Source organism: Erythrobacter sp. NAP1 (assembly GCF_000152865.1).
GTDB lineage: Bacteria > Pseudomonadota > Alphaproteobacteria > Sphingomonadales > Sphingomonadaceae > Erythrobacter.
In genome coordinates this window covers 2769689-2792207 of record NZ_CH672390.1, presented here as the reverse complement: position 1 = coordinate 2792207, position 22519 = coordinate 2769689, and the positions used below count along the sequence as shown (strand labels likewise).

Genomic DNA, 22519 nt, shown 5'->3' with positions numbered 1-22519 from the left:
GCGCTCATGCACATGCAGGTAGGCCAACACATGACGCCAGACAATGCGGCAGCGCTCCACCATGACGCCGAAGCATTAGCTCGTCCCCTCGCAATCGAAGCCCGCGGTCTCGTCAAGAGTTTTGACGGCACGCGCGCTGTCGACGGAGTCGATCTTTCCGTGCCGGAGGGTGCCATTTACGGCGTGCTCGGCCCGAATGGAGCGGGCAAGACGACCACGCTCCGCATGCTTCTCGGCATCATCGACCCGGACGAAGGCGTTCGACGTGTTTTCGGACATGATCGTCCGCACGATATCGGCCGTCTGATCGGTTATCTGCCTGAAGAGCGCGGGCTCTATCCTGCCATGAAAGCTATCGAGGCGATTGCCTTCATGGGCGCGCTGCGCGGCCTGCCGCTCGCCGAGGGGCGCAAGCGCGGCATGGAATTGCTAGAACGACACGAATTGCTTCACGCAGCAGAGCGCACGATCAAGCAGCTTTCGAAAGGCATGGCGCAGACCGTGCAGCTGCTCGGCACCCTGGTTCATCGTCCGCGGCTTGTCGTTCTTGATGAGCCGTTTTCGGGTCTCGATGCGATCAACCAGGGCAAGCTTGAAGGCATGATCCGCAACCTTGCCGAAGACGGCGTGACGGTGATCTTCTCGACCCACGTGATCCACCATGCAGAGCGCCTGTGCGAAGGCGTTGCGATTATCGCGGGCGGCAAGGTTCCTTATGCAGGCAGCGTTGAGACCGCACGCGACCGTATTCCCGCGCAGGTCCGCCTCGAGACCCGGGCGCGCGATGGCGGATGGACTGCGGCCTTGCCCGAAGACACCCGCCGCGAAGGCGACTTCTTCTATTTCTCGCTTCCCGAAACCGGCGTCGAGCCGCTGCTGCGCCAGCTGATTGAAGGCGATGCGGGTATCCTTTCGCTTTCGATCGAACGCGCCGGGTTGCACGACGCCTTCGTCGCGATTGCGGGCGAAGCGGCCGCGCGCCAGCTCGAAGCCGATGCGCAGGGAGGCAACTCATGAGCGTTCACGATCAAGCCGCCATCGATGCGCGCCCGCGCCTCTCCCGGCTCGAAGCCGCCTGGGTCATCGCGCGCCGCGACTTCGTCGCCGTACTGTTCAGCCGCGCTTTCCTGTTCTTTCTGATCGGCCCGCTCTTTCCGGTAATCGTCGGCGGACTTGCCGGAGCGGTCGGCGGGCAAGTTGCGCGCGATGCAGTCGTGATCGAGGTCGGCCTTGCCATGTCTGCAGAAGATAACGCCGCCATGATCGCAGCACGCGACGAGCTCGCACCGCAATTGGGCGGAGCGGTTCCGATCCTTCGTGAAGTTCCCGAGGCGGCGAGCGGCCTATCCTTCGACGCGCGCGAATTCATGGAAGCTCGTCGTGGGAACTACGCCGCCATCGTAACGGGTACGTTGGCCTCTCCCGAGGTCGTAGGAACCAATCGACAGCTGCGCCGCTGGCAGGGGCCGGTTGAGCTGATTGCTGCGCAGGCCACCGCGGTGACACCGCTCACTATCCCGCAATCGAGCGCCCAGACTGTTGCATCGAGCGCAGCGAGCGAGCGATCCAACCGTATTCGCACCGCTCAGGCCGCGCAGATGGTGATGTTCCTCCTCACCATGCTGCTTGCCGGGATGGTGCTTTCAAACCTCGCCGAGGAAAAGGGCAACAAGATCATCGAAATCCTCGCCGCAGCCATTCCGATGGATGCCGTGTTCATGGGCAAGCTGTTCGCAATGCTGGGCGTGTCCTTCGTCGGGATCGCGGTTTGGGGTATGGTCGGTTGGGGTTTCTGGGCGCTCGCCGAAGATGCGATCCAGACTGTGACGCAAACCGACTTCAGCAACCTGCCTGGGCCCGCCGTGGGCTGGCCGCTATTTCTCGCACTGGGCATTGTCTACTTCTCGATGGCATACCTGCTGCTGGGCGCAATGTTCCTCACCATCGGCGCGATGGCGAACACGGTGCGCGAAGTGCAGACCATGTCGATGCCGGTCACAATGATGCAGCTCATGGTGTTCTTCCTAGCGGCCTACACGATCACGCAGCCGGGCACCGCGCTGGAGATGTTCGCGATCATCTTCCCCCTTTCCTCACCCTTTGCGATGCTGGCGCGCGCCGCGCTCGATCCGGCGCTCTGGGTCCATGCGGCCGCGCTCGCCTGGCAGGCGCTCGCGGTGGTGCTGCTCGTCAAGGGCGGATCGCTGTGGTTCCGCAAGCGCGTGATGAAATCGGGCGGCGCGGGACGCGAGAAGAAGAAGCGCAACTGGTTCGGCAGCAAGCCGAGCGCACCCGCAGCGCTTGAACCCGCGGAATAGGTAGCCAAAAGAAACTGACTATTGACATTGCTGTCAGTTACGGCAGGATGAGAATCAAGGGAGAGGGTCGGCAAACGTAACGGCAACGGGCTCCTCCCAAGGAGAGAGACATGGCCAGTATTGCACCCGAACGTCCCAAGGTCCGCACATCGCCCACGGCGTATGAAGCGCTGACCGAGCACTTCGCGAAGCATCCTGAAGAGCGTCCCTCCCACCCGCACAAGTGGGATCTCAGCCGGTCCGACATCTATTTCGAGGACAAGTGGCAGCCGATCGTTGCCGAAATGCAAGCGGCCGGACCGCTGCACTGGATCCCCGACAGCCCCTATGGTCCCTATTGGTCGGTCGTCGGCCACAAGGCGATCCAGCATATCGAGGCTCTGCCCGAAACCTTCTCTTCAAGCTGGGAATATGGCGGCATCACGATCCTTGAGCGCCTGTCCGAAGAAGAAATCGCCGAAAGCGGTGTCGACCGCCGCGAGCTTCCGATGTTTATTGCGATGGATCGCCCACAGCACACCGGTCAGCGCCGCACCGTCGCTCCCAAGTTCACGCCTTCAGGCATGAAGGAAATGGAGCCGGAGATCCGCCAGCGGACCGGCGAACTCCTCGACACGCTGCCGCGCGGCGAAGTGTTCGACTGGGTCGACAAGGTCTCGATCGAGCTCACCACCGGGATGCTCGCCATCCTGTTCGGTTTTCCGTGGGAAGACCGCCGGATGCTCACCTTCTGGTCCGACTGGTCTGGTGATACCGAGCTTGCGACCGTGCGCGAGCTTGACGAGATGCGCTGGGAATTCCTCCACGAGATGGCGGCCTACTTTCAGTCGCTCTGGATGGAGCGCACGATGGAGAAGGAGCCGGGCAACGATCTCATCTCGATGATGATCCATTCAGAGGCGATGAACCAGATGCGCCCTGAGGAATTCATGGGCAATCTCATCCTGCTGATCGTAGGCGGCAACGACACGACGCGCAACTCGATGAGCGGCTTCGTCCATGCGCTCGACAAGTTCCCGGACCAGCGCAAGCTGTTCGAGGAAAACCCCGAGGTCATCCCTAATGCGGTGCAGGAAATGCTCCGCATGCAGACCCCGCTCGCGCACATGCGTCGGACATGCACCGAGGATACCGAGGTGTTCGGCAAGACCATCAAGAAGGGCGACAAGGTCGTACTCTGGTACCTTGCCGCCAACCATGAGGCTGAAATCTTTCCCGAGCCGCACAAGCTCGACCTCACCCGCGAAAACGCCAAGCGCCATATCGCCTTTGGATATGGCATCCACCGCTGCGTCGGGGCGCGCCTCGCCGAGCTTCAGCTGCGCGTCCTGCTCGAAGAGATGCACAAGCGCCGCATGCGCGTGCATGTCGCAGGCGACGTAGAGCGGGTGCGAGCCAACTTCGTGCACGGTTTCCGCAAGCTCGAAGTGGAAATCACAGAGTTCTAATCGGGCCTGCCTAAGCAAGGACGAAGTGAAACTTTTCGGGCTTTTGCGACGTATTAGAGTGAAGAAACACACTCAATTCGCGAGGAATCGCCCATGCCGTTCAACCTGACCAGCCGCCGGACCTTCATCGCCGCAACCGGCGTTGCCGCTGCCATGCCGCTGCTAGCCAGCTGCGGCGGGAGCGGGACCGAGTTCCGCAAGGAACGCTCCTTTCGCATCTCCAAAACCGAAGGCCAGTGGCGACGCCAGCTGACGCGCGAGGAGTTTCGCATCCTGCGCGAAGCAGAGACGGAGCGCGCTTACACCTCACCACTCAACGATGAAAAGCGCCGCGGCATTTATAAATGCGCAGGCTGCGGCAATCGGCTGTATTCCTCGGCACACAAATATGACAGCGGAACGGGCTGGCCGAGCTTCTGGCAGCCGATCGACAATGGCGCTGTGGGCACATCGGTCGATTACAAGATCGGCTATCCGCGCACGGAGGTGCATTGCGCCGATTGCGGCGGGCACCTTGGGCACATTTTCGGCGATGGACCGCGCCCGACAGGCAAGCGGCACTGCATCAACGGCGTCGCTATGGATTTTGTCCCGGCGTAATCGTCTGCGTGTCGCGGGCCGAAACAACGCGCCAGACCTGAAGGCCTGACAGCCCCTCGATAGCGATGGGCTCAAGCCATTCAGGCTCTTCGCCCCTCACGAGCGAAGCGACAAAACCCTCGGGCGCGATCTTCGAATACATCCGCGCTTCGCCTAGGTTGGGACAAATGGCGACATAGGAGGTCCCCCGATTGTGCAGTGTGTCGTATGCTGTTCGCTCGTCGGCGAGGGCTGTTTCGATCAGCACCTTCATCGACCTGTGACCGCGATGATGGCCCGTCGCGACAACCGTGTGATCAGTAACGAGAAGCAGCTCCGGCGCTATGTCCAGCAGGGCATAGAACTCGCCGGTCGGCAACTTCGAGAGCGCTTCGCCAGCATCCTGCACGCGGCAGTCAATCGCCTTGACGGGCGGCGGGCTTGCAGCGCTTACGGCAGCACCGCTCGGCATGGCGCGTGCGGGCAAGGCGCTAGCCAGCAGCATGGCAGGAAGCGCTGGCAGCAGCGCGAAGCACACGCCAACCATCGCGGCCATTCTCGGTGCAGGGCGCTCCATTGAACGGATCGCGCGTAGCCAGTGGCGCAACTGCCAGGCAAGCGGCGCGGCGGCGAGCACGCAGGCAACGGCTCCGGCACGCGACACGAAGATTGATACGAGGAAACTAGCCGCAAGGATGATTGCGTAGTCGCTCCAGAACTGGCGCAACCAATCATGCGATCGCGAGGCAAGATTGATCGCTGCAGCCAGAGCAATCAGAGGCGTCACCGCAAATTGTAAAGCAGTGATGAGCGATTGGCGCCAGATCGGCATGCCCTCGAGGACATTTGCGTGCCAATAGCGCGCCACGACCGGATCAAGCGCTGAAAAGCCACCTCCGGTTGCGCATTGCGGTGCGTTGTAGAGGAGCATTGCAACAGCGCCGCCGCCAGCCAGCGCAAAACCCATGAGGAGAACGCCGCGTGGTGCAGGTTCGAAGCGCGAGAAAAGTGTGAGGACAAGCGCTCCCCAGCCGAACATGGCTAGGTGAATGGGACTGATCGCATCGCAGTAAGCAAGGAGATCGCCAAGCCCGCGGGTCAATCCGAAGAGCGCCGCACTGACAATTGCAAGCGCTTGAATCGCGCTTACCAACCATGCTCGCTCGTTACGACTACGAAGCCAGCGAAGCGCCAGCACTGCGAAGAAAACGGCTGCAAGTGGCAAGCCCTCGATCGAGATGGAAAGCCAGGTAGCAAGCGCACTGCCAATGACCCAGCCTCCGACCTTGGGAGAGCGCGCCATAAGGCCATTCACCGCGATCAACGCGCACACGATCTGCCAGCCGTGGTGGTCGACGCGCAATGGGCCGAGTTGGAAGAGGACCGGCACCGAAAGAGCGACCACCAAGGCAGTCAATGTCGCCTCTTCGTCACCCATCAATCGCCATGCAATACGCGAGGCGAGCAGGATAACGGCCAAGAGCGTAATTAGCGGCACCGCGATCAATGCCGTGGTCTCCGCCGCGCTCGCTCCGATGACCGGAGTGAGGACGAGGATAATCAGCGCAATTGGCAGGTCGACGAGACGCGACCAGTGCATGCCAACACCGCCATTCGGGGCATCGACCCGGTATTGGGTGAGATCGAACCAGCTTTGGCCCGCGATCAGGTCGCGCACCTGAAGCAAGCGCATGATGTCATCGGGATCAGGGAAACGCTGGGTTGCGATGGCGTTCCAGTTGACGGCGACGAGCAGGGCACTGACGAGGGCCCATGCGATGCCAGCCCGCATCAGAAAGGCGAGCGGAAAAGCAGAACGGCGACGCTCTACCAGCATGTCCCTCAGCCTCCTTCGCCGCGAAAGACGATCCGGCTGCGGATCAGCCATGTGACAATGAAGCTCACCACGATCGCGCCCGCCTTTGCGATGCGCGGATCCATGCCGCTCCAATCACCGGCACCGACTATGGCCGTAGTGAGAGCGAGGCCGATCAAGGCCGAGACTACAAACAGCGCTTTCTGCTGAGTGCGCGCGGTCCCTTTGCCGGCAACCTTGTCCTGAAACACCGCACGGCTCGACATCAGCCAATGAGCCACAATCCCAAGCGAATAGCCGACAGCGGATGCAGGTGCGGCCGCTGTCCCCAGCGAGAGAAGGGCCAGAAAGCTGCCGACGTCCACTGCAAGCGCGCCGACACTCGCGAGCACGTAACGCACAAAGCGTACGTCGCGCAGCTTGGTCAGAACGGATGCGGGAGACAGTTCCATCGCATCAAGCCGATTTGCGGATGTCTTCGTCGTATTCCTCGCTGGCCGCGATGCGCTCGGGCACGCCGCGGATCGAGGTGAGTGCTGCGACCTGGTCCTCGGACAGAGGCTTGGTCTCGGCTTCGCGCGCAGGCAGGGCGGTTTCGGCGCCTTCGTCGCCTGCTTCGTGATATTCGGCATCCTCGTTGACGCACCAGGTGTCGTAGATCCGCTTGCCAGAGATAATGTTCTCGACCGTCAGCATGGCGGTCATCATCGCGTGGTCCTGGTTGTTGTAGCGATGCATGCCGTTGCGGCCCACGAGGTGCAGCGTCGGGTGCTTCTCCTCCAGCTCCGCTCGCATCGCATCGACATTGGCTTCGTAATCGTCGTCATAGACCGGATAGGCCTTTTCCTGACGAACCACAGCGCCCGAGACGACCTTTGCCGGATCGCACAGTCCGAGGATTTCCATCTCGCGCGTTGCCTGCTTGACGAGATCTTCGTCGCTCGATGACCAGAGGCCGTCGCCTTCGAAGCAGAAATACTCAAGGCCCACGCATGCCATGTCCTCATCGGGCACCATTTCTGGCGACCAGCTGCGGAAGTTCTGAACTCGGCCTACAGCCACGCGCTCGTCGTGGATGTAGATCCAGTTGTCGGGGAACAGGTCCTCGCTTTTCACCATCAGAGCGACGGTGAGGAAATCGCGGTAGCGCAGATTGTCCGCTTGCAGCGTCGATTGCGGCAGCGGGTGGATGCGCTTCGAAAGCTCGCGCATGGGCGCTGAACTGATGACATGCTTTGCGCGGATCTGAGCGCTTCCGCCCGGTCCGCTTGCGGTCATCGACCAGTCATAGCTTTCATCGTTCGGCCCGATTTTGGCGAGGCGATCAAGCCCATGCCCCATGAGGACCTGACCATTGCCGCTCGCTTCGATGTGATCTTTTGCGGCGTCCCACATCATGCCCGGCCCAAGACGCGGATAGCGGAAGGTCTCGAGCAGAGTCTTCACCGCCTGCCCGTCATTGGGCTTCTTGTTGAGGCCGAGAGAGCGCTTGAGCCCGTCGGTCACGGCATTCCAGAGCGACAGGCCCTTGATGCGTTGCGCGGCCCAGTCGGCGCTCATCTCATCGCAAGGCATGCCCCACACCTTCTCGGTGTAGGTCTTGAAGAAGATCGAATAGAGCTTTTTGCCGAACTGGTTGGTGGTCCAATCCTCGAAACTCTTCACGTCCTTGATCGGGAAGAGCTTGTAGCGAAGATAGCTCAGCATGCAGGCGGTTGAGCGCAGGATGCCGAGATTGCGCAAAGCTTCGAAGGCGCGCAGCGGGTAGCTGTAAAACTTGCCCTCGTAATAGATGCGGCTCATGCGCGGGCGCTGGATGAAATCGTCCTCGCCGAGAATCTCGTTCCACAAGTCGACGACCTGCTGCGACTTCGAGAAGAACCGGTGACCGCCAATATCGAAGCGATAACCTTCGTGCTCGACCGTGCGGCTGATCCCGCCGACATAGGTCTCGTCCTTTTCGATGATTGCGACCGTCTTGCCCTGCTTCGTGAGCAGGTAGCCGGCCGTCAGGCCAGCAGGCCCCGCGCCAATGATCGCCACGTCACAATCGATAATACCAGGCTGCTTTTCGCCAACCACGCTCATTCAGGCCCCCGTTTGATGTGCCATTTTGCGGCTCGATGTCGGGAGTGAAGGAAATTGGTTAGCGAGGAGTAAACGTGACCGGTGAATTCCCTAAAATCGACAAGATAGCGGCACAAAATGCTCGCCACCTGCTCGCCATGCGGGTTCAGGTCAGGAGATCCGGGCACTGCAGCCGCGCTGTAAGCCGAGCAAATTCGCTTAAGGAAAGCGTGTCGTCGAAGACGACGCCGAACTCATTGTCGCGCCGCCAGCGGACCTTTGCGCGAACGTCTTTTAGTTCGTGCCCGCCATCAAGGCTTTCGATGCGCAGGTTCTGATCGATTGCGAAAACCTCGTCGCATTCGAAGCGCGCACCTTGCTGCGACAGGTTCAGAATGACTGCTTCGCTCGACTGAGTGAGTGTCTTCACCTTGATAGGGAAGCAAACGCCCAACCTTAGCCCGCGCTTGGGAAACTCGCCCGCTTCATTAATGAGCTGCGTGACATCAACCGGTTCGGCGAACTCAAAACCAGCTTCGTTGTCGCGCTCCCAGACGGGTTTTAGCTCGTACACACGCCCACCCGGCATGTGCAATTCGATGGGGTCGCCTTTGGGAGCCTTGTGGAACAGGCGGACGCAAACACCCGTTTCCGAGACGTCTCTCAGGACGCCAACAAATTCGCCATGCGAGGAGACAAGCTTCGCCGCTCGGATAAGTAAAGTGATGCGCGGCGACGCGCGTGACCCGCTTTCGATCGACGCGCCGTCCGACCCTGAGTGAGCCTGGTTCTCAGGCTCGCAGCTATCGGCGCTGTACCAATCACCCTGCGTCTGTGGTGTGCTCGCTGCTTCGCTCATCAAAAAATCGCCTATCGTGCCCCGCTCATGACATTGAGGAGGCACGAAAAAGAGGGGTCCCAATCCTTGAGCCCCCAGCCGTAGCGGCAATCCGTTAAAGGTGAGATAATGGTGCGGGTGGCGGGACTCGAACCCGCACGATCAAAGATCAGGGGATTTTAAGTAGCTCAGCGAGCCATATCTGGCGACCTATTGCTGCATAATCAGGGTCCGCGCAGTCAGGAAAACACGACATCATCACCTCATCCGACGCCCCGAGACCTACCGGGGCATCACCGAAACCGGGCCTGAGATTGGGCCTAGAAGGATGAGGCAGATGACCACCAGACTGACCCAGGCGGCGGTTTCGCGGCTCGACGACGAGCGCGAACCGGGCACGCAGGTCTACGACAGCGAGGCGAAGGGCTGCGGCTCGTCGTCGGCAAGAAGGGCACCTCGTACAAGCACGTCGGGAGGATCAACGACGGCACCGACCGGTACGTGACCGTGACCATCGGCAGGACCGACGAGGTGTCGCTTAGGGCTGCGCGTGAGCGCTCGGCAGAGCTCAGGCTGGCGCTGCGGCGCGGCGAGGACCCGAGGCGACCCAAGGTCAAGGTGCCGACCATCGAGGAGGCCATGGAGCGCTACCTGGCAGGCAGGCCGGACCTCAGCGCCGAGACTGTGCGGTGGTACCGCAAGAAGGTCGAGGTGCCGCTGGCGCCGCTGCGCAAGCTGCCGGTCGACCGGATCGACCGCGAGACGGTCCGGTCGCTGCACGAGAAGATAACGCAGAAGGCTGGCCCCTACGGCGCGAACGGCGCCATGCGGGTGCTCAAGCTGCTGCTGAACGACGTGGCCCGCACCCACGACCTAGACCCCAACCCCGTCTCGCGCGGCGTCCGCATGAACAAGGAGGAGCCGCGCGACTGGGCGGTGGGGCCGCAGGAAATGCCGCTCCTTTGGCGTCGGCTCGACGACATGGAGGATAGGGTCCGGCGCGCCTGCTGGCTTCTGATGATGGCCACGGGGCTGCGCTCGACCAACGCACGGTCGGCACGGTGGGAGCACCTTGAGGACGACGGCGTGCTGTTCGTACCGAAGGCGAAGTCCGGGCGCAGCTTCCGCCTACCACTGCCGCGCCTTGTCATCCAGGAGCTGGGCGAGGTGAAGGAGCTGACTGCGCCGCTGGAGAGCCCGCAGATATTCCCCTCGTCAGGCTCGAAGTCGGGTTACATTGAGCGGATGGCGCGGACTACAGAGTTCCCCTACGCGCCGCACCAGATGCGGCACACCTACCGCACGCACGCGCTTGAGGCTGGCATCGACTTCCAGTCGGTCACGATGCTGATGGACCACGCGAACACGCACGTGTCGTTTAACTACGTCACCCGAGCCCATCTCACCGGCCACCTTCGCGAGTGCCAGGAGCGGGTTTGCTCTAGGCTTCTGTCATACCAGGGGTCTTAGCATCAACATCCGGCCTTTTTAGCCCGATGCAAAAACCAAATCGGACACAGGCCGTATTGTGCATAAGCCAAAGGCAAAGGTGTCAATCATCTCAAATCTATTGCAACGGTAAAGAACGGAACATATCGTGTCCATCCGTCTTGAATTTGTGGGGCCCCAATGCTGCTTAAAAATGCACTAGAAATTGAAAAGGCGGCTCCGGTACGAAATGCCAATCGGCGGTTCACCTTCATTGATCTGTTTGCCGGGATCGGCGGGATGCGCATTCCTTTCGATGAGCTCGGCGGAGAGTGCACGTTCTCGTCCGAATGGGATAAGTTCGCCCAAGACACCTATGAGTTGAACTTTGGCCATAGACCTAACGGAGACATTACCAAGATCGACGCCTCGGAAGTCGGCGCTCATGACATTCTGCTAGGTGGTTTTCCATGCCAGGCCTTTTCCAATGCCGGCCTGAAGCAGGGATTCCTGGACACCCGCGGAACGATGTTTTTCGAAATCCAGCGCATTCTCGCAGAATGGCGACCGAGGATGTTTCTGCTCGAGAATGTTAAGCAGCTTCGAGGGCACGATGGTGGCCGAACGCTCGATACAATCCTTTCGATACTTGCTGGAAAAGACTCGCGGGTTCCAGACAATGTCCCGATGTCACTGGAGGCCAGGCGCTCTCTTTCGCGTAAACTCAATTACTCTGTTGGCTATCAGGTCCTGGCAGCGACAGAATTCGGTGTCCCGCAGAAGCGCGAGCGCGTCTACATTGTAGGCTTTGATCGCGACCACTTTGGAAACATCGACGCAAACGACGTTTTTGCTCAGCTAGAAAGAGGGGGGCACCCCACTCGGCTGGGCGATGCGCTAGAACCGGAGGGCGCCAATAGTCTCGCGCGCTATACCATTTCCGACAAGTTATGGTCGGGTCTCATCCGGCGCATGGCGAGACACGAAGCAAAGGGAAACGGCTTTGGTCACAAGGTGTTCAATTATGACGATCCATACTGCAACACGATCACATCTCGCTACTACAAGGACGGCCGAGAGATCTTGATTGACCAGTCTCATTTGGGACTCAACCCGCGGAGACTGACGCCCAGAGAGTGTGCACGCATTCAAGGCTTTCCAGAATGGTTCAGTCTTGACGCTTGCTCGGACACCCAGCTTTACAAGCAGTTCGGAAATTCCGTGTCTGTGCCCGTGATCAGGGCCCTTGCCGAGGCAATGCTGAGTATCGCCGCTGAAGCAGGTGAGGTGAGGGAGCAATCAGCGGTTGGTTGACATCGTTGACCCGCAAAAGCGCTCTGAAATGATGTCAGGGATTGGCGGGAAGAACACCAAACCGGAACTTTTTATACGCAAGCTCTTGCACAAAGGCGGTTTTCGATACCGTCTGCATCGCAAAGACCTCCCCGGAAAACCAGATTTGGTGCTCGGGAAATGGAGAACGGTGCTATTTGTGCAGGGTTGCTTCTGGCATGGCCATGAACACTGCCCTCTCTTTCGCTTACCGAAGACCCGCCAGGAATTTTGGGCAAAAAAGATAAAAAGCAACATTGTGAGAGATGACGAAAATCGGTCCAAATATCTTCAGACAGATTGGAAACTGATTGAAGTCTGGGAGTGCGCCATCAAAGGCAAGACACGGCTAGACCTAGATGAATTCGAAACTCTGCTGGTTGATGCGATCACTACGAGCCAGCAGAAACTCATATCGATAAGAGGTCAGCCCATATAATACCCAAGAAGCTCGTCCTTGGTGATGTTCACATAATCCAAGAGAGCCGCGCGCTTTGCGATGAGCCTCTCCAAATCATCAATGATATCATCAAATTCGGCCATGTGTAACTTTCGATGGGCGAACGGGGAGAGGCAACAAATATTATCTACAACATCCAGCGACACATCAAAGTCGGCTTGCGCTTTCATTGGTATTAAATGATGAGCCTCCATAAACGGGTAGCCCGTACTGCGAGATGTAAAGGTCGGAAGTTCTGGATAGAGTTCGCATTCAAATGAAGCATTTTTTAAGGCCTCGGCGGCGACCTTCGGATCGCGGCTCCATGCTTTCTGGGTAGACGTTATTTGAGATGGCGCTTTCTGATTTATCTCCGACTGATAATCGTCGACTTCAGGTTCAAGAATCGAGCCCCCGTCCTCAGATGCCAATCCATGCTTCCTGATGCGGTCCATAAAAACGTCAGTCGCCTGGAATAGCCAGATGTCATCTCCTCGCTCAAAAACCCCCCAGAAGTGGCCTTCCTTAACTTTGAATTCCTCGTCATTGAAATAGAGGCGAAGTTCGCTGTTGTTGGGCTTAGGATATTTGAGTTTGGGCTGAACAATCCTGCCAGTCGGGAACAGCCGGAACTCTCGCCGAGCGTCTAGCCCAGCCATTGCCAGGACCGTGTCGTTGCCGACATACTTCGCTAAGTCGTCCGCGCCGAAATGCTCGACTACAATTGTTTTTTCGTCGCTTGATACTGTTACCTGCCCGTCTTTCGCCTCGGTCCAGGTTACCTCGGAGAACGCCCCCCGAGATGCATTGAAGTACTTCTTGAGGTTAGCATCAAAAATCTCCGTACCCGCCATCGCCAACTAGCCTTCATTAATCGTGAGTTCGCCAAGGCTTAGCGGTACTCGAAATGAGTATGTTGATCCACTCGCATGTACGGAAACGCTCGACCAATGCATCCGCGCCAAATGGTCGAGGTACTAAGTCGACCTATGGGCCTGACGAAGAGAATGATGGTCAACGTCGCCGCCGTGATCCCCCATGATGTCGCCATAAGCGAGCGAGCACGGAGCGGCAGAGTGGAACAGATAATCGAAGGACTGAAGCGCATCGAAGAGATGCTGTCCGCGAAGGGCGCGGTTCCCCGCGAATACCTGAACATTGAGGAAGCGGCCGACTTCATCGGCGTGAGCCGGCAGACGCTGGACAGGTGGCGCATGGAGGCGACCGGCCCGGCGGTTCACCGCGTGGGGCGGCGCGTGCTCTACTCGCTGGCGGACCTTCGCGCCTTCATGGAGACCCATCGTCAAGAGCCTCTCCAGTGAGGTGATTCGCGCGGATTCGCGGGCAGCAAGCGAAAAGTAGACCGCTATCTATCTGATATGTCCATGGAATCGCAAATAAGGGCAGACGCAGCGCTTCAAGCACTGGCATCCTTCACGCACGTCGTGGGCTACGATCGTCCTCAACGAAACGAGAAGGCCCGCCGCGACCTACCGACGCGACGGGCCAGACCATGAAGACACAGCTTCGCAACGAGTGAAGGAGCAACCAAGCAATGTCCGAGAAGAACACTGCCGCGACAGAGCGGGTCGGGATACCAGCGTTGCCGGACGGCGACCGCCACTTGACCGCCGCCGAGGTGGCCGAGATGAGCGGGCTCAGCGTCCGCACCCTGCGCGACTACCGCTCGACCCGCGGGAGGCAGTACGGCCCGCCCTTCCGCAAGTTCGAGCGCCGGATATTCTACAGCATGAACGAGGTCATCGAGTGGCTCGACTCCCGCAGCTCTCAGCAGGGGGTGCGCCACAATGGGTAGTCGCATCACTGAACCCAGCGAGACTGCCCACCTGGATGAAGCGGGCTACCAGCTGATCCCGCTCCACCGTTGGGACAAGCGCAGGATGGACGATAGGACCGGAAAGGTCCGCGAGCTGGGCAAGGCTCCTATTGACAAGAATTGGACCACCCGGGCCCACGACAACTGCGATGCTATCGCTCGGTTGCAGCGCGGCGGAGGTAACGTCGGCGTTCGGCTCCGCGACACCGACCTCGTCATCGACTGGGATCCTCGCAACGACAGCGGGCAGTGGAGCATGGGCGACTATGTCGAATTCATCCTTCGGAACGGACTCGACCCGACCGGGTGGCCGACCGTGCGCACTGGCTCGGGCGGCTTGCACCACTACCTTACCAAGCTCGCTGACCTCCGCATCGTCGAGCGCCCCGAGGGATACCCGAGCATCGAGTTCAAGACCGTCGGGCGGCAGGTAGTCGCGCCCGGCTCGATCCATCCCACTGGCGAACTATACCGTTGGGAAGGCGAACCCGTCGGAATGTTCGGCGCGCCTGACGCACCCGACCGCTTGCTGGAATCGGCTCGCAGGCATAGCAAGCCGAGTACCGTGCCGAGCCGCTGCGGGGTCTACAGCCCCGAAGAACTGGCCAGTATGCTTGATGCCCTCGATCCGGAGGATTTCGAGGAACACGCGGACTGGCTCGAAATCATGATGGCCTGTCACCACGCCACAGCGGGGGATGGGCGTGAGGAGTTCATCGAATGGTCAACAAGTGACCCTGCATACGCGGACCATGCTGAAGAGATCGCCAGTCGGTGGGACAGCCTGTCGATCGATCGGTCCGGTGGCATTACATACCGGACGCTCCATAAGGCGCTGATTGAGGCCGGACGTGGGGACGTCATACCGAGGCCGGATCCGGCGGATGACTTCGACGACGAGTTGCCCGCTACGGCGAGCGTGAGTTCTGAGCGGCGCTGGCCCACGAAGGTGGTGTACGAGGAAAAGCACGGTGCGAAGAACGCACGTCACTTCCTTGCCCGACGCCCCGGTCGGCTGATCTGCTCCGATGGCAAGGTCTACGACCTTCGAGACGGCATCTGGCAGACGCGCTCCGAAGCGATGCTCAGGGCCGAAATCAGGAAGACCGACCCGACGGACAATCTGGATGTCGAACATGTGAACAAGATGGTCCGCGGAATATCCGACCTGCGCGCGACCGAGGCTCGCCCGTTCGATTGGCTCGAAGAGTCGCCGATCGACGCGGGTCCCGGCGACATCGCTTTGTTCAGGAACGGCCTACTCGACGTGAGGTCCAGAACGCTTCACCCGCTCGACGGTTCATACTTCGCAACCGGACTGCCGGAGCACGGGTTCGATGCCGACGCGAGCTGTCCGAGCTGGATGCGTTGGCTGGATGAGTCGCTTGCCCCCTCCTTTCACCCGACGCTGCAGGAGTGGATGGGCTACCTCATGACTGCCGACACCCGAGCGCATAAGATCATGAATCTGATTGGCGTGAAGCGCGGCGGCAAGTCGACCGCGGCGCAGGTCTGCAAGGATCTGGTGGGAAGACAGCATGTGCATTCTTCAACGCTCGAAGGGATCGCCGGAGATTTCGGGCTCGAGCCGTGCGTGGATAAGAGGCTCTTGGTGGTACCTGACGCGCATGACGTAAACAGTGCCAAGAGGGCCATTGCGCTGGAAAGGATCAAGATGTTCACCGGCGGGGACGAGGTTGACGTCAATCGGAAGAACATCTCAGTGATCCAGGCCACCCTGCCGACCAGGTTGATGGTCGTGGCGAACAAGCTTCCGAAGTTCATCGACGAAAGCGGTGCCCTGGCTGCACGGGCTATCATCATAAAGTTCGAGACGTCCTTCCAGGGACGCGAGGACCACGAACTTGCAGCAAAGCTGCGGGCCGAAATGTCTGGCATCGCGAACTGGGCGCTTGAAGGCTTGGATCGGCTCCGGTCGAACGGGCTGGCCTTCACAATTGGCGAGGCGGGTCGTTTGGAGGCCGCAACATCCGAGCTCAGCCAGTCCCCGGCGCTCCGCTTCGCGCGCGAGCGGCTCTCCATCACCTGCGACCAGCGTGACGCTGTACCGATGAGGGAAGTCTATCGGGCGTACCAGGACTGGGCGCTTACCGAGGGTCTGTCGCGGGGAGAGACCCGCAACCAGACTGACCTGGCGTCGGATCTGAACGCCGCGCTGCCTGAACTGAAATACAAGCAGCGCCGGATGAAGAGTCGAGCGGGTCGAAGAGCCAAGCAGACATACTGCCTCACGGGTGTGAGTTCTGTGGTCTCGACCGAAGACTTCGACGATTGAGCGTGAACCGTCACGTAGCCCTGTGACGCGTCAAATGTCAGGCAAACAGCTGATTTGCTTGCGAAATTACCTGATTCAGAGGTGTCACATGGAATCGCGCACAGTTCTGGCACGGGGCCGCTGACTGCGCGCGTTTCAGTATGTGGACTGTCTCATCGACAATTCTATCTACCGTCAAATGACAACAAAATCTCGATCAGTAGGCTAATCCTTACAGCGGCTTAGGTGTCAAATGACTGCGTCACTTGGTGTCACTCAACTGTGGCTGAAGCGCCAAGCCTTGTACACTGGAAGCCTCTCGCCCCACGAGCAACGCTGGCGGCGGCGTCGGCGGAATGCGCGGCATATCCGTCCCGAGCGCGCGACGGACCCGCCCGGATTCTCCGGCCCCGCGCCGATCAGGAGAGCCAGCATGGGCGCCATGCAGATCAGACCCCCGGCCGACGCCGACGCGCCGAGCCGCTACCACACCCGCGCTGTGATACCCGCCGACGTGGAGGATCGCTTCCTCGCGGCGCTGGAGGAGTTCGGCCAGGTGACCTACGCCGCCAACGTCTGCGGGATGGCGAGGCGCTCGCTCTACGACCGCCGGGGCCGCGACCCCGCCTTTGCCGCCCACTGGGACGACGCGGTCGAGGCCTTCGAGGAGACGCTCACCCGCCGCGTCATCCAGACCGCGCTCCACATGGGCACCGGCCGGTGGGTGCCCGCGCTGGACTCCGAGACCGGCGAGCCCGAGCTCGACGACGACTTCGAGCCGCTGTTCCGCTTCGACTGCTCCAACGTGGACCCGCGGATCGCCGTGAAGCTGATGGCGCTGCGGATGCGCGACCTCAACGCCAGGACCGCTCCTCTGGTGGCCGTGCAGAACAACGTCCACGCGCCGCCGACGAGCGTCGAGAGGGGCGCGCCGATCGACCTAGACGCGCTCCGCGCCGAGGTCGAGGGTGACTAGGCTCGTGGTCCTGTTCGAGGACGGCACCGCGCTCGTGGAGGGGGTCGAGGCCGAGGCCAACGTCCGGCCACCGGCGGGTCGCGACCTGCCCTTCCTGACCGAGGAGGCGAGGCTCGCCTCCTCGCGCGCCGCGATGGCCGAAGACGACCGGGAGGGGGCGGAGCTGTACGCCGCGCGCGGCGTGGTCAGCCCGGCCGAGGCACAGACGCTCCTGACCTTCGTGTCGCCACCCGACTGGGACCGCTTCGGCGCCACGCTGTGGAACGAGACGACCGGACAGGTCCACGCCGTGTTCACCTCGGAGACCATGCTCGTCGGGGGCGTGGCGGTGGCGGACTGCGTGGGCCGACCGTTCGCCGACGACGCCGCCCGGCTCGGCTGCGCCACCTGGTGTCTGCGGAACGGCCTCGACGACATCGCGGAGCGGGTCGCCCGTACGCCAGTCGGCGGCGACGGCCCGCACTGCACGTGGCCGGACGACGACCTGCCGGAGGTCGAGGAGCCACCTGTGGCGGTTCCCACCGTGGACGATGAGCCACCCGAGCCGTCACCGCCGGAGGCGCCGCGGGAGTCCGGACCGGACGCCCCGTCGAACGTGGTGGACCTGTTCGGGGGCACCTTCCCGCGTCGCGTCGAGTGACCGCGGATCCCCTTCGCCCGAAACGGCCCAATTTGCCTAGCGATAACAGCGCCCTGCGGGGCGCCTTAATCCGGACCCAATGTCAGGCCCGAAACGATGGTTCCGTATTCGGAGTAAAGGCACGCACGATGCGCGAGGACCACAGACAGCAAGCAGGAGATGGACCTATGTTCGAGGCAGCGAGGGAGCTCGTGCTCAGGGACCGCGCAAAGGCGCGGAAGGCACTGGTCGAGGAGATGGCGCGCGACGAGGCGGACGACCTGGACGCGGAGCTCGACCGGCTCGCCGACGAGGAGCGCCAGCGCCAAGAGCGTGAGGCGCGGGAGCGCGCCGAGGCCAAGGCGATGGCAGCGGCATCCAAGGAGCTGCGCGAGGTCGGCACGAGACAGCACCAGCAGGCCAAGAAGTTCGACCGCGCGCTGACACAGGCGAGCGCCGCCTTCGAGGAGCTTGAGGCGCTCGCGAACCAGGCTGCGACGCTGGAACGAGCGACCGGAGAGGGCGACGGCGTCCGACCGGTGGTCGTCGGACACGCCCGCACGGGCGCGATCGTCGCGGCCGTGTGGCACGCTGCCCGTCCGCTCGCGGAGCGCCTCAGGCTCTCGGCGGTGCCGGGCAGCCGGCGAAACTTCCGCCCGCTGGGCGACCTGTACACCAAGCCGAAGGAGAAGTGACGTGAACCTGTTCGAGAAGACCGTGGGCCGGAGCGACGAACCCCTGCTGGACGCGATCCTGCGGGTGCACGACGACGCGCCCAACGCCGAGAAGAGGGCGTGGGGCCTGCTCGCCAAGGCGGCGGAGGAGGTGGCGACCGATCAGGCCGACGGCGGCGAGGTGGACCTCCAGCCGCTCGCCGGGGCGCTGGCAGACGCCGCACGGAGACGCCGCGAGACAATCGTGTCACGCGTGATGGATGCCGACAGCGCCATGACCCGCACCGCCGCCGAGGGCGCGGTGGAGGCCACTGCCGTCGGCTCGACGCTCGCGGACATCCTGGACATGGCCGAGCGCATCGAGACCGCAGCGCCGAGCCTCGGCAAGGCCCTGGACGAGAGTCTGGCTCGGCAGGCATCGGAGCGGGCGGTCATCGAGCGCGCGAAGCAGCTTCAGGTCGAGAAGGCGAAGGCCGGTACGCCCGTTTCGCTGGTGCAGGCTATAGAGCTTGCGAAGGCATCCTCCGGCTGACCCAGTGAAAACCGGGTAAATCCTCATTTGAGTCTCTGTCCCTCTCAGGGACCATCCTTCAATTCGCACCAAATAATAGGCTACATCGGTTCTCGCATCCTTTCTTTTTCTCAGGCCCGTGAACTCATCGGGTTTTGAAGAAGGAGAAAAGACGTGAACGACAACGAAGAGAACGCTGAGCGCCTGTTGCGCATCCTTGGCGATCGGGAATGTCCCGATGACCTCGTCCGCGCAGTGGCACCGTCCTTGGCTGGTTTGGTAGAAGCACTGGACGAGCTAACGAAGGCGGTTTCCGTGGTCAGGCAGGCCAACCCCAACTTCCACTACGCCGAGGATTTCGCGCTGGCCGAACTGGTGAGCCGGACTGACCCTGCAGAGTGGCGCCACAACCCGTTCGACTGGCGCTCCGACCCTGAGGCCTGGCTTGATGGAAGCCTGGTTGATCTCGCGGTCAACTGCGCCTCCCGGTTTTCTGAAGAACAGAAGGCAGCGGCGTAGAGTCGAACCATCTAAGTCGGCGGCGCTCAATGGCGCCGCCGATAGCAGTCGGGTTCTTGCAAGCTTGATTGCGCTATGGCCCCTTAAGCAATGTCCGGATGCGACCTTTGATGTTCTCAAAAGTCATAGATAAGTGAGTTTTGGCGTTGTCGGTTAGCAAGCCGGTATGTCCGACGGCATTCCTAACTGGCTTGTAACTCACTGCATCCTTTATGAGTGAAGGATTTGGACCTGGATCACCCTTCCCTTCGATCGACTTTGCCATGTGATCCATTCCGAGGTAGCTCAAGTCGTCATTATCCCGTCGGATAGTGAAGCTGATGTTGGCCTCGCCTTTTCGCTTCGTTTCTCGATCACGCCAATCTTTGACTTCGGTCTTTGAAGGGCCGGAGAGCTCAACTTTCTCGTTGGTCATATATTTCCTGACAAGGTTTTCAGACAGGAAACAATCAACATATGCGGAGATGTTGAACTCAGCATCCGGCGCGAGCTCGTTTAGCCAGCCTTCAACTTTATCGGCGTTCTCGCCGTCCTCGGGTTTGTAATCGCCTTTGGCCTGCGAATAGAGGCTCTTGATCGTCCTCTGCTTCTTAGTTGCCCTCTTGGTGTTGTCCTCATCGCCCTCCCGGCCGCGTTCGAGACGCAGTTTGTCCCACTCGTCCAGGATGTGCGGGAGGACAGTTTGCTTGAGGTAATCCAACAGTGACTGAAAGTTTTCGTCATCTTCGACGATACCCTCACGGCTGCTGGTGAACGGATCGTTGCCAGGTGAATCCATCTCATCGAAGTGCAACTGGCCGTAGAGGTAACTCTCCAAAATGCGCTGAGTTGGAATATGCCGAATTATGTTTTTTTCGCGTAGCCTTCCGTTCACAAACAGGTCGACTGTGGCACGCTCATCTGTCCCTGTGATCTTCAGGTGCCGGGGCAACACAACCGTTGCGAGGAAGCCAGACACGTTCAATGTTGTAGTAAGGGCGATAGGCTCCGCAGCTTTCCCGGTGAAACTCTCGATGAACTCGTCCGAGTAGCTATTCACGACCCAGCAAAATTCTGTATTCCCTGCCAGGTCTTTCAAATCGTCGACCGTGACCGGATCTCCGTTCACATGGATCGTGAAGTCCTCGTCGATCACCGAGAACCGGAAAGTCATTGCTATCAGTTTGCGAAGATGCGCAATTGAGTTGCGAATATGCTCTTTGGTGCCAGCGAAATGGATGATGGTTCCATGTTCGTGCCCCTCCATCGGTTCTTCGATCAATGAGAAGTCGAGGCCCTCAAGCGGATACTGATCCGGCGTCATATCGCTCTTGATCGCAGCATCCAGTCCGCTGTTGTCGATGACGCCCCCGACATAGTCGTTGCCCTCGGTCTTTGTGAACACTGAGACCTTCTGAGCGCAGGAGAGGAGCGCGAGTTTCCCAATGCCTTTCGCGCCAATGAAGGGCCGCTCTCCCTCGGTCTTGTAGGTACCGTCCTTCCGCTTCGAGTAACCCACCTTCAGAAATTTGCCCTGAAAGTCCTCGGCGGTCATTCCGATGCCATCGTCTTTAATGGTGAACGATGAGTTTTCCTTATCGATCGTAATCCAGACGTTCCTTGCTTCTGCGTCCCATGAGTTAGAGATCGCTTCGCCAAGAACGGTTATGAAGTTGCGATAGAGGTTTCGGCCGAGGTGATTTAGAACACTCAGCGAAATCTCAAATTTGAACCCATCGTCAGCCACGGCCTGCATCTCCGTAATGAAGCTGCACGATCTCGTGGCCGATGGCTTCGCCTAGTTTGACGGGCACTGCGTTACCGATCCAGCGACCGACCTCCTTGAGCGAGGGCTTCTCAGCTTTAGGAAGGAATTGATAGTCAGGCGGGAATGACTGAAGGATCGCGGCCTCTCGTAACGAGATGGCTCTGTCCTGGTCGGGATGGCCAAATCGTCCGTTGCCGAACCCGTAGCATTGCGTGGTCATCGTCGGCGATGGGTCATCCCAAGTCATCCGCGCATATACTCCCGGATAGGTCTTGCCGCTCGGCTTCCGGTGACATGCTGCCCGCAGTTCCATTGGCCAATCCCTCCATGTTCCGCCAGGCTTTGATGCCCTGATCCTCCGGAGGTTCAGCTCAGATAGCGAACTGGCAACATGCAGGCTGTCATCGGCATGTGATTCGCCTGCCGCCAATTTCGGCAATTCCCCAATAGCATCCAGCACCGATACGGCGGCCGTGCGCCCTGCATTGAGCTTGACTGCCTGCCTGTCTTTCGCCGCGATAAGGACAAGGCGACGGCGACGCTGAGGAACGCCAAACTCCTCGCACTTGGCGATGGTCCAATCTACCGAATAACCGCCTTCCCGCAGGATCGAGACGAACCTCTTGAACACCGCGCCGGACTTGTACCGTTCCAGTGCCGGAACATTCTCCATCGTGACAAAGTCCGGCCTGACCTCAATGGCAAGTCTGCCGAAATTCTCAACAAGCCCCCACTGGGGATCTTCATCGTACCGCTGCTTATAGGTGGAGAATGGCTGGCACGGCGCGCAGCCCGCGAGCACGCTTGGTTTGTCCCCTGAGAAGTGGGCGCGCACCTCTTTAGCGGTGAGTTTCGAGACGTCTCTAGCGTGAAATGTCGAATCGTTGTTTGTCTCAAACGCGAACTTGCACCTTCGGTCAGTGTCGTATCCGGCTCGGATGGCGAAACCGGCCTGCTTGAGCCCATGGCTCAGGGCTCCGACACCGCAGAAAAGGTCAACCACCTCTCCAACTGGCTCACCCTCTGCCGCCCCGTCTTCCATCCTGCGCCGACCCCTAATTGTTACCTGCCGCGGAATGGATTTAGCCATCTATTC

23 protein-coding genes are annotated in these 22519 nt (G+C 60.4%); 16 read left to right on the top strand and 7 right to left on the bottom strand.

Annotated features, from left to right (window positions below):
- The first annotated feature begins 30 nt into the window (after positions 1-30).
- The 4 genes from NAP1_RS13430 to msrB all read left to right on the top strand — a co-directional run bounded on the left by NAP1_RS13430 (position 31) and on the right by msrB (position 4366).
- Positions 31-1017: an ABC transporter ATP-binding protein gene (locus NAP1_RS13430; protein WP_050750495.1), complete on the top strand. Its 987-nt coding sequence runs from the start codon at positions 31-33 to the stop codon at positions 1015-1017.
- Entirely contained in the window at positions 1014-2318 is a 1305-nt protein-coding gene (locus NAP1_RS13425; protein ID WP_007165859.1) for an ABC transporter permease, read from the top strand. Before NAP1_RS13430 ends, NAP1_RS13425 begins: the two co-directional genes overlap by 4 nt.
- 110 nt (positions 2319-2428) lie before the next feature.
- The gene (locus NAP1_RS13420; protein ID WP_007165858.1) at positions 2429-3766 is read left to right on the top strand and encodes a cytochrome P450; all 1338 of its coding nucleotides are present in this window, start codon (positions 2429-2431) and stop codon (positions 3764-3766) included.
- Positions 3767-3859: 93 nt separating this feature from the next.
- On the top strand, positions 3860-4366 hold the full coding sequence (msrB, locus tag NAP1_RS13415; protein ID WP_007165857.1) for a peptide-methionine (R)-S-oxide reductase MsrB: 507 nt from the start codon (positions 3860-3862) through the stop codon (positions 4364-4366).
- Here the strand turns inward: msrB and NAP1_RS13410 are convergent.
- The 4 genes from NAP1_RS13410 to NAP1_RS13395 form a co-directional block, all read right to left on the bottom strand.
- Positions 4344-6182 carry a hypothetical protein gene (locus NAP1_RS13410; protein WP_007165856.1) on the bottom strand — a complete coding sequence of 613 codons (1839 nt, stop codon included), beginning with the start codon at positions 6180-6182 and terminating at the stop codon, positions 4344-4346. The two genes, msrB and NAP1_RS13410, sit on opposite strands and share 23 nt — an antisense overlap.
- A gap of 5 nt (positions 6183-6187) precedes the next feature.
- Entirely contained in the window at positions 6188-6613 is a 426-nt protein-coding gene (locus tag NAP1_RS13405; protein WP_007165855.1) for a GtrA family protein, read from the bottom strand.
- 4 nt (positions 6614-6617) lie between these two features.
- Positions 6618-8249, bottom strand: a complete 1632-nt coding sequence (locus tag NAP1_RS13400; protein WP_007165854.1) for an NAD(P)/FAD-dependent oxidoreductase — start codon at positions 8247-8249, stop codon at positions 6618-6620.
- A 145-nt stretch (positions 8250-8394) separates the two neighbouring features.
- Positions 8395-9087, bottom strand: a complete 693-nt coding sequence (locus NAP1_RS13395; RefSeq protein ID WP_007165853.1) for a PilZ domain-containing protein — start codon at positions 9085-9087, stop codon at positions 8395-8397.
- A 316-nt stretch (positions 9088-9403) separates the two neighbouring features.
- Between NAP1_RS13395 and NAP1_RS16520 the strand changes: the two genes are divergently transcribed.
- The 4 genes from NAP1_RS16520 to NAP1_RS13380 all read left to right on the top strand — a co-directional run bounded on the left by NAP1_RS16520 (position 9404) and on the right by NAP1_RS13380 (position 12265).
- Entirely contained in the window at positions 9404-9571 is a 168-nt protein-coding gene (locus tag NAP1_RS16520; protein ID WP_156777278.1) for a hypothetical protein, read from the top strand.
- Complete coding sequence (locus NAP1_RS13390; protein ID WP_241761257.1) at positions 9493-10536, top strand: tyrosine-type recombinase/integrase; 1044 nt, start codon at positions 9493-9495, stop codon at positions 10534-10536. Before NAP1_RS16520 ends, NAP1_RS13390 begins: the two co-directional genes overlap by 79 nt.
- Before the next feature lie 159 nt (positions 10537-10695).
- Positions 10696-11808 (top strand): DNA cytosine methyltransferase, encoded by a 1113-nt coding sequence (locus NAP1_RS13385; RefSeq protein WP_007165851.1) that lies wholly within the window; start codon positions 10696-10698, stop codon positions 11806-11808.
- The gene (locus tag NAP1_RS13380; RefSeq protein WP_007165850.1) at positions 11801-12265 is read left to right on the top strand and encodes a very short patch repair endonuclease; all 465 of its coding nucleotides are present in this window, start codon (positions 11801-11803) and stop codon (positions 12263-12265) included. Before NAP1_RS13385 ends, NAP1_RS13380 begins: the two co-directional genes overlap by 8 nt.
- Here NAP1_RS13380 and NAP1_RS16065 read toward each other — a convergent pair.
- Entirely contained in the window at positions 12253-13119 is an 867-nt protein-coding gene (locus NAP1_RS16065; RefSeq protein ID WP_007165849.1) for a hypothetical protein, read from the bottom strand. The two genes, NAP1_RS13380 and NAP1_RS16065, sit on opposite strands and share 13 nt — an antisense overlap.
- Before the next feature lie 222 nt (positions 13120-13341).
- Between NAP1_RS16065 and NAP1_RS16545 the strand changes: the two genes are divergently transcribed.
- The 8 genes from NAP1_RS16545 to NAP1_RS13335 all read left to right on the top strand — a co-directional run bounded on the left by NAP1_RS16545 (position 13342) and on the right by NAP1_RS13335 (position 19676).
- Positions 13342-13587 (top strand): AlpA family transcriptional regulator, encoded by a 246-nt coding sequence (locus tag NAP1_RS16545; protein WP_162013486.1) that lies wholly within the window; start codon positions 13342-13344, stop codon positions 13585-13587.
- 233 nt (positions 13588-13820) lie between these two features.
- Positions 13821-14081 (top strand): AlpA family transcriptional regulator, encoded by a 261-nt coding sequence (locus tag NAP1_RS13365; protein ID WP_007165847.1) that lies wholly within the window; start codon positions 13821-13823, stop codon positions 14079-14081.
- Positions 14074-16398 (top strand): phage/plasmid primase, P4 family, encoded by a 2325-nt coding sequence (locus NAP1_RS16060; protein ID WP_007165846.1) that lies wholly within the window; start codon positions 14074-14076, stop codon positions 16396-16398. The genes NAP1_RS13365 and NAP1_RS16060 overlap by 8 nt, the downstream gene beginning before the upstream one ends.
- A gap of 412 nt (positions 16399-16810) precedes the next feature.
- Entirely contained in the window at positions 16811-17353 is a 543-nt protein-coding gene (locus NAP1_RS13355; RefSeq protein WP_007165845.1) for a hypothetical protein, read from the top strand.
- A gap of 4 nt (positions 17354-17357) precedes the next feature.
- On the top strand, positions 17358-17993 hold the full coding sequence (locus NAP1_RS16515; RefSeq protein WP_156777277.1) for a hypothetical protein: 636 nt from the start codon (positions 17358-17360) through the stop codon (positions 17991-17993).
- A gap of 167 nt (positions 17994-18160) precedes the next feature.
- Positions 18161-18667, top strand: a complete 507-nt coding sequence (locus NAP1_RS16345; protein WP_007165843.1) for a hypothetical protein — start codon at positions 18161-18163, stop codon at positions 18665-18667.
- A gap of 1 nt (position 18668) precedes the next feature.
- Complete coding sequence (locus tag NAP1_RS13340) at positions 18669-19178, top strand: hypothetical protein (RefSeq protein WP_007165842.1); 510 nt, start codon at positions 18669-18671, stop codon at positions 19176-19178.
- A 153-nt stretch (positions 19179-19331) separates the two neighbouring features.
- Positions 19332-19676 (top strand): hypothetical protein, encoded by a 345-nt coding sequence (locus NAP1_RS13335; protein ID WP_007165841.1) that lies wholly within the window; start codon positions 19332-19334, stop codon positions 19674-19676.
- Positions 19677-19749: 73 nt separating this feature from the next.
- On the opposite strand, the gene NAP1_RS13330 is transcribed toward NAP1_RS13335, so the two are convergent.
- Together NAP1_RS13330 and NAP1_RS13325 are read right to left on the bottom strand one after the other, a co-directional pair.
- Positions 19750-21411: an ATP-binding protein gene (locus NAP1_RS13330; RefSeq protein WP_007165840.1), complete on the bottom strand. Its 1662-nt coding sequence runs from the start codon at positions 21409-21411 to the stop codon at positions 19750-19752.
- A complete protein-coding gene (locus NAP1_RS13325; protein ID WP_007165839.1) occupies positions 21395-22465 on the bottom strand; it encodes a DNA cytosine methyltransferase in 1071 nt (356 codons plus the stop codon). The genes NAP1_RS13330 and NAP1_RS13325 overlap by 17 nt, the downstream gene beginning before the upstream one ends.
- Positions 22466-22519: the final 54 nt, after the last annotated feature.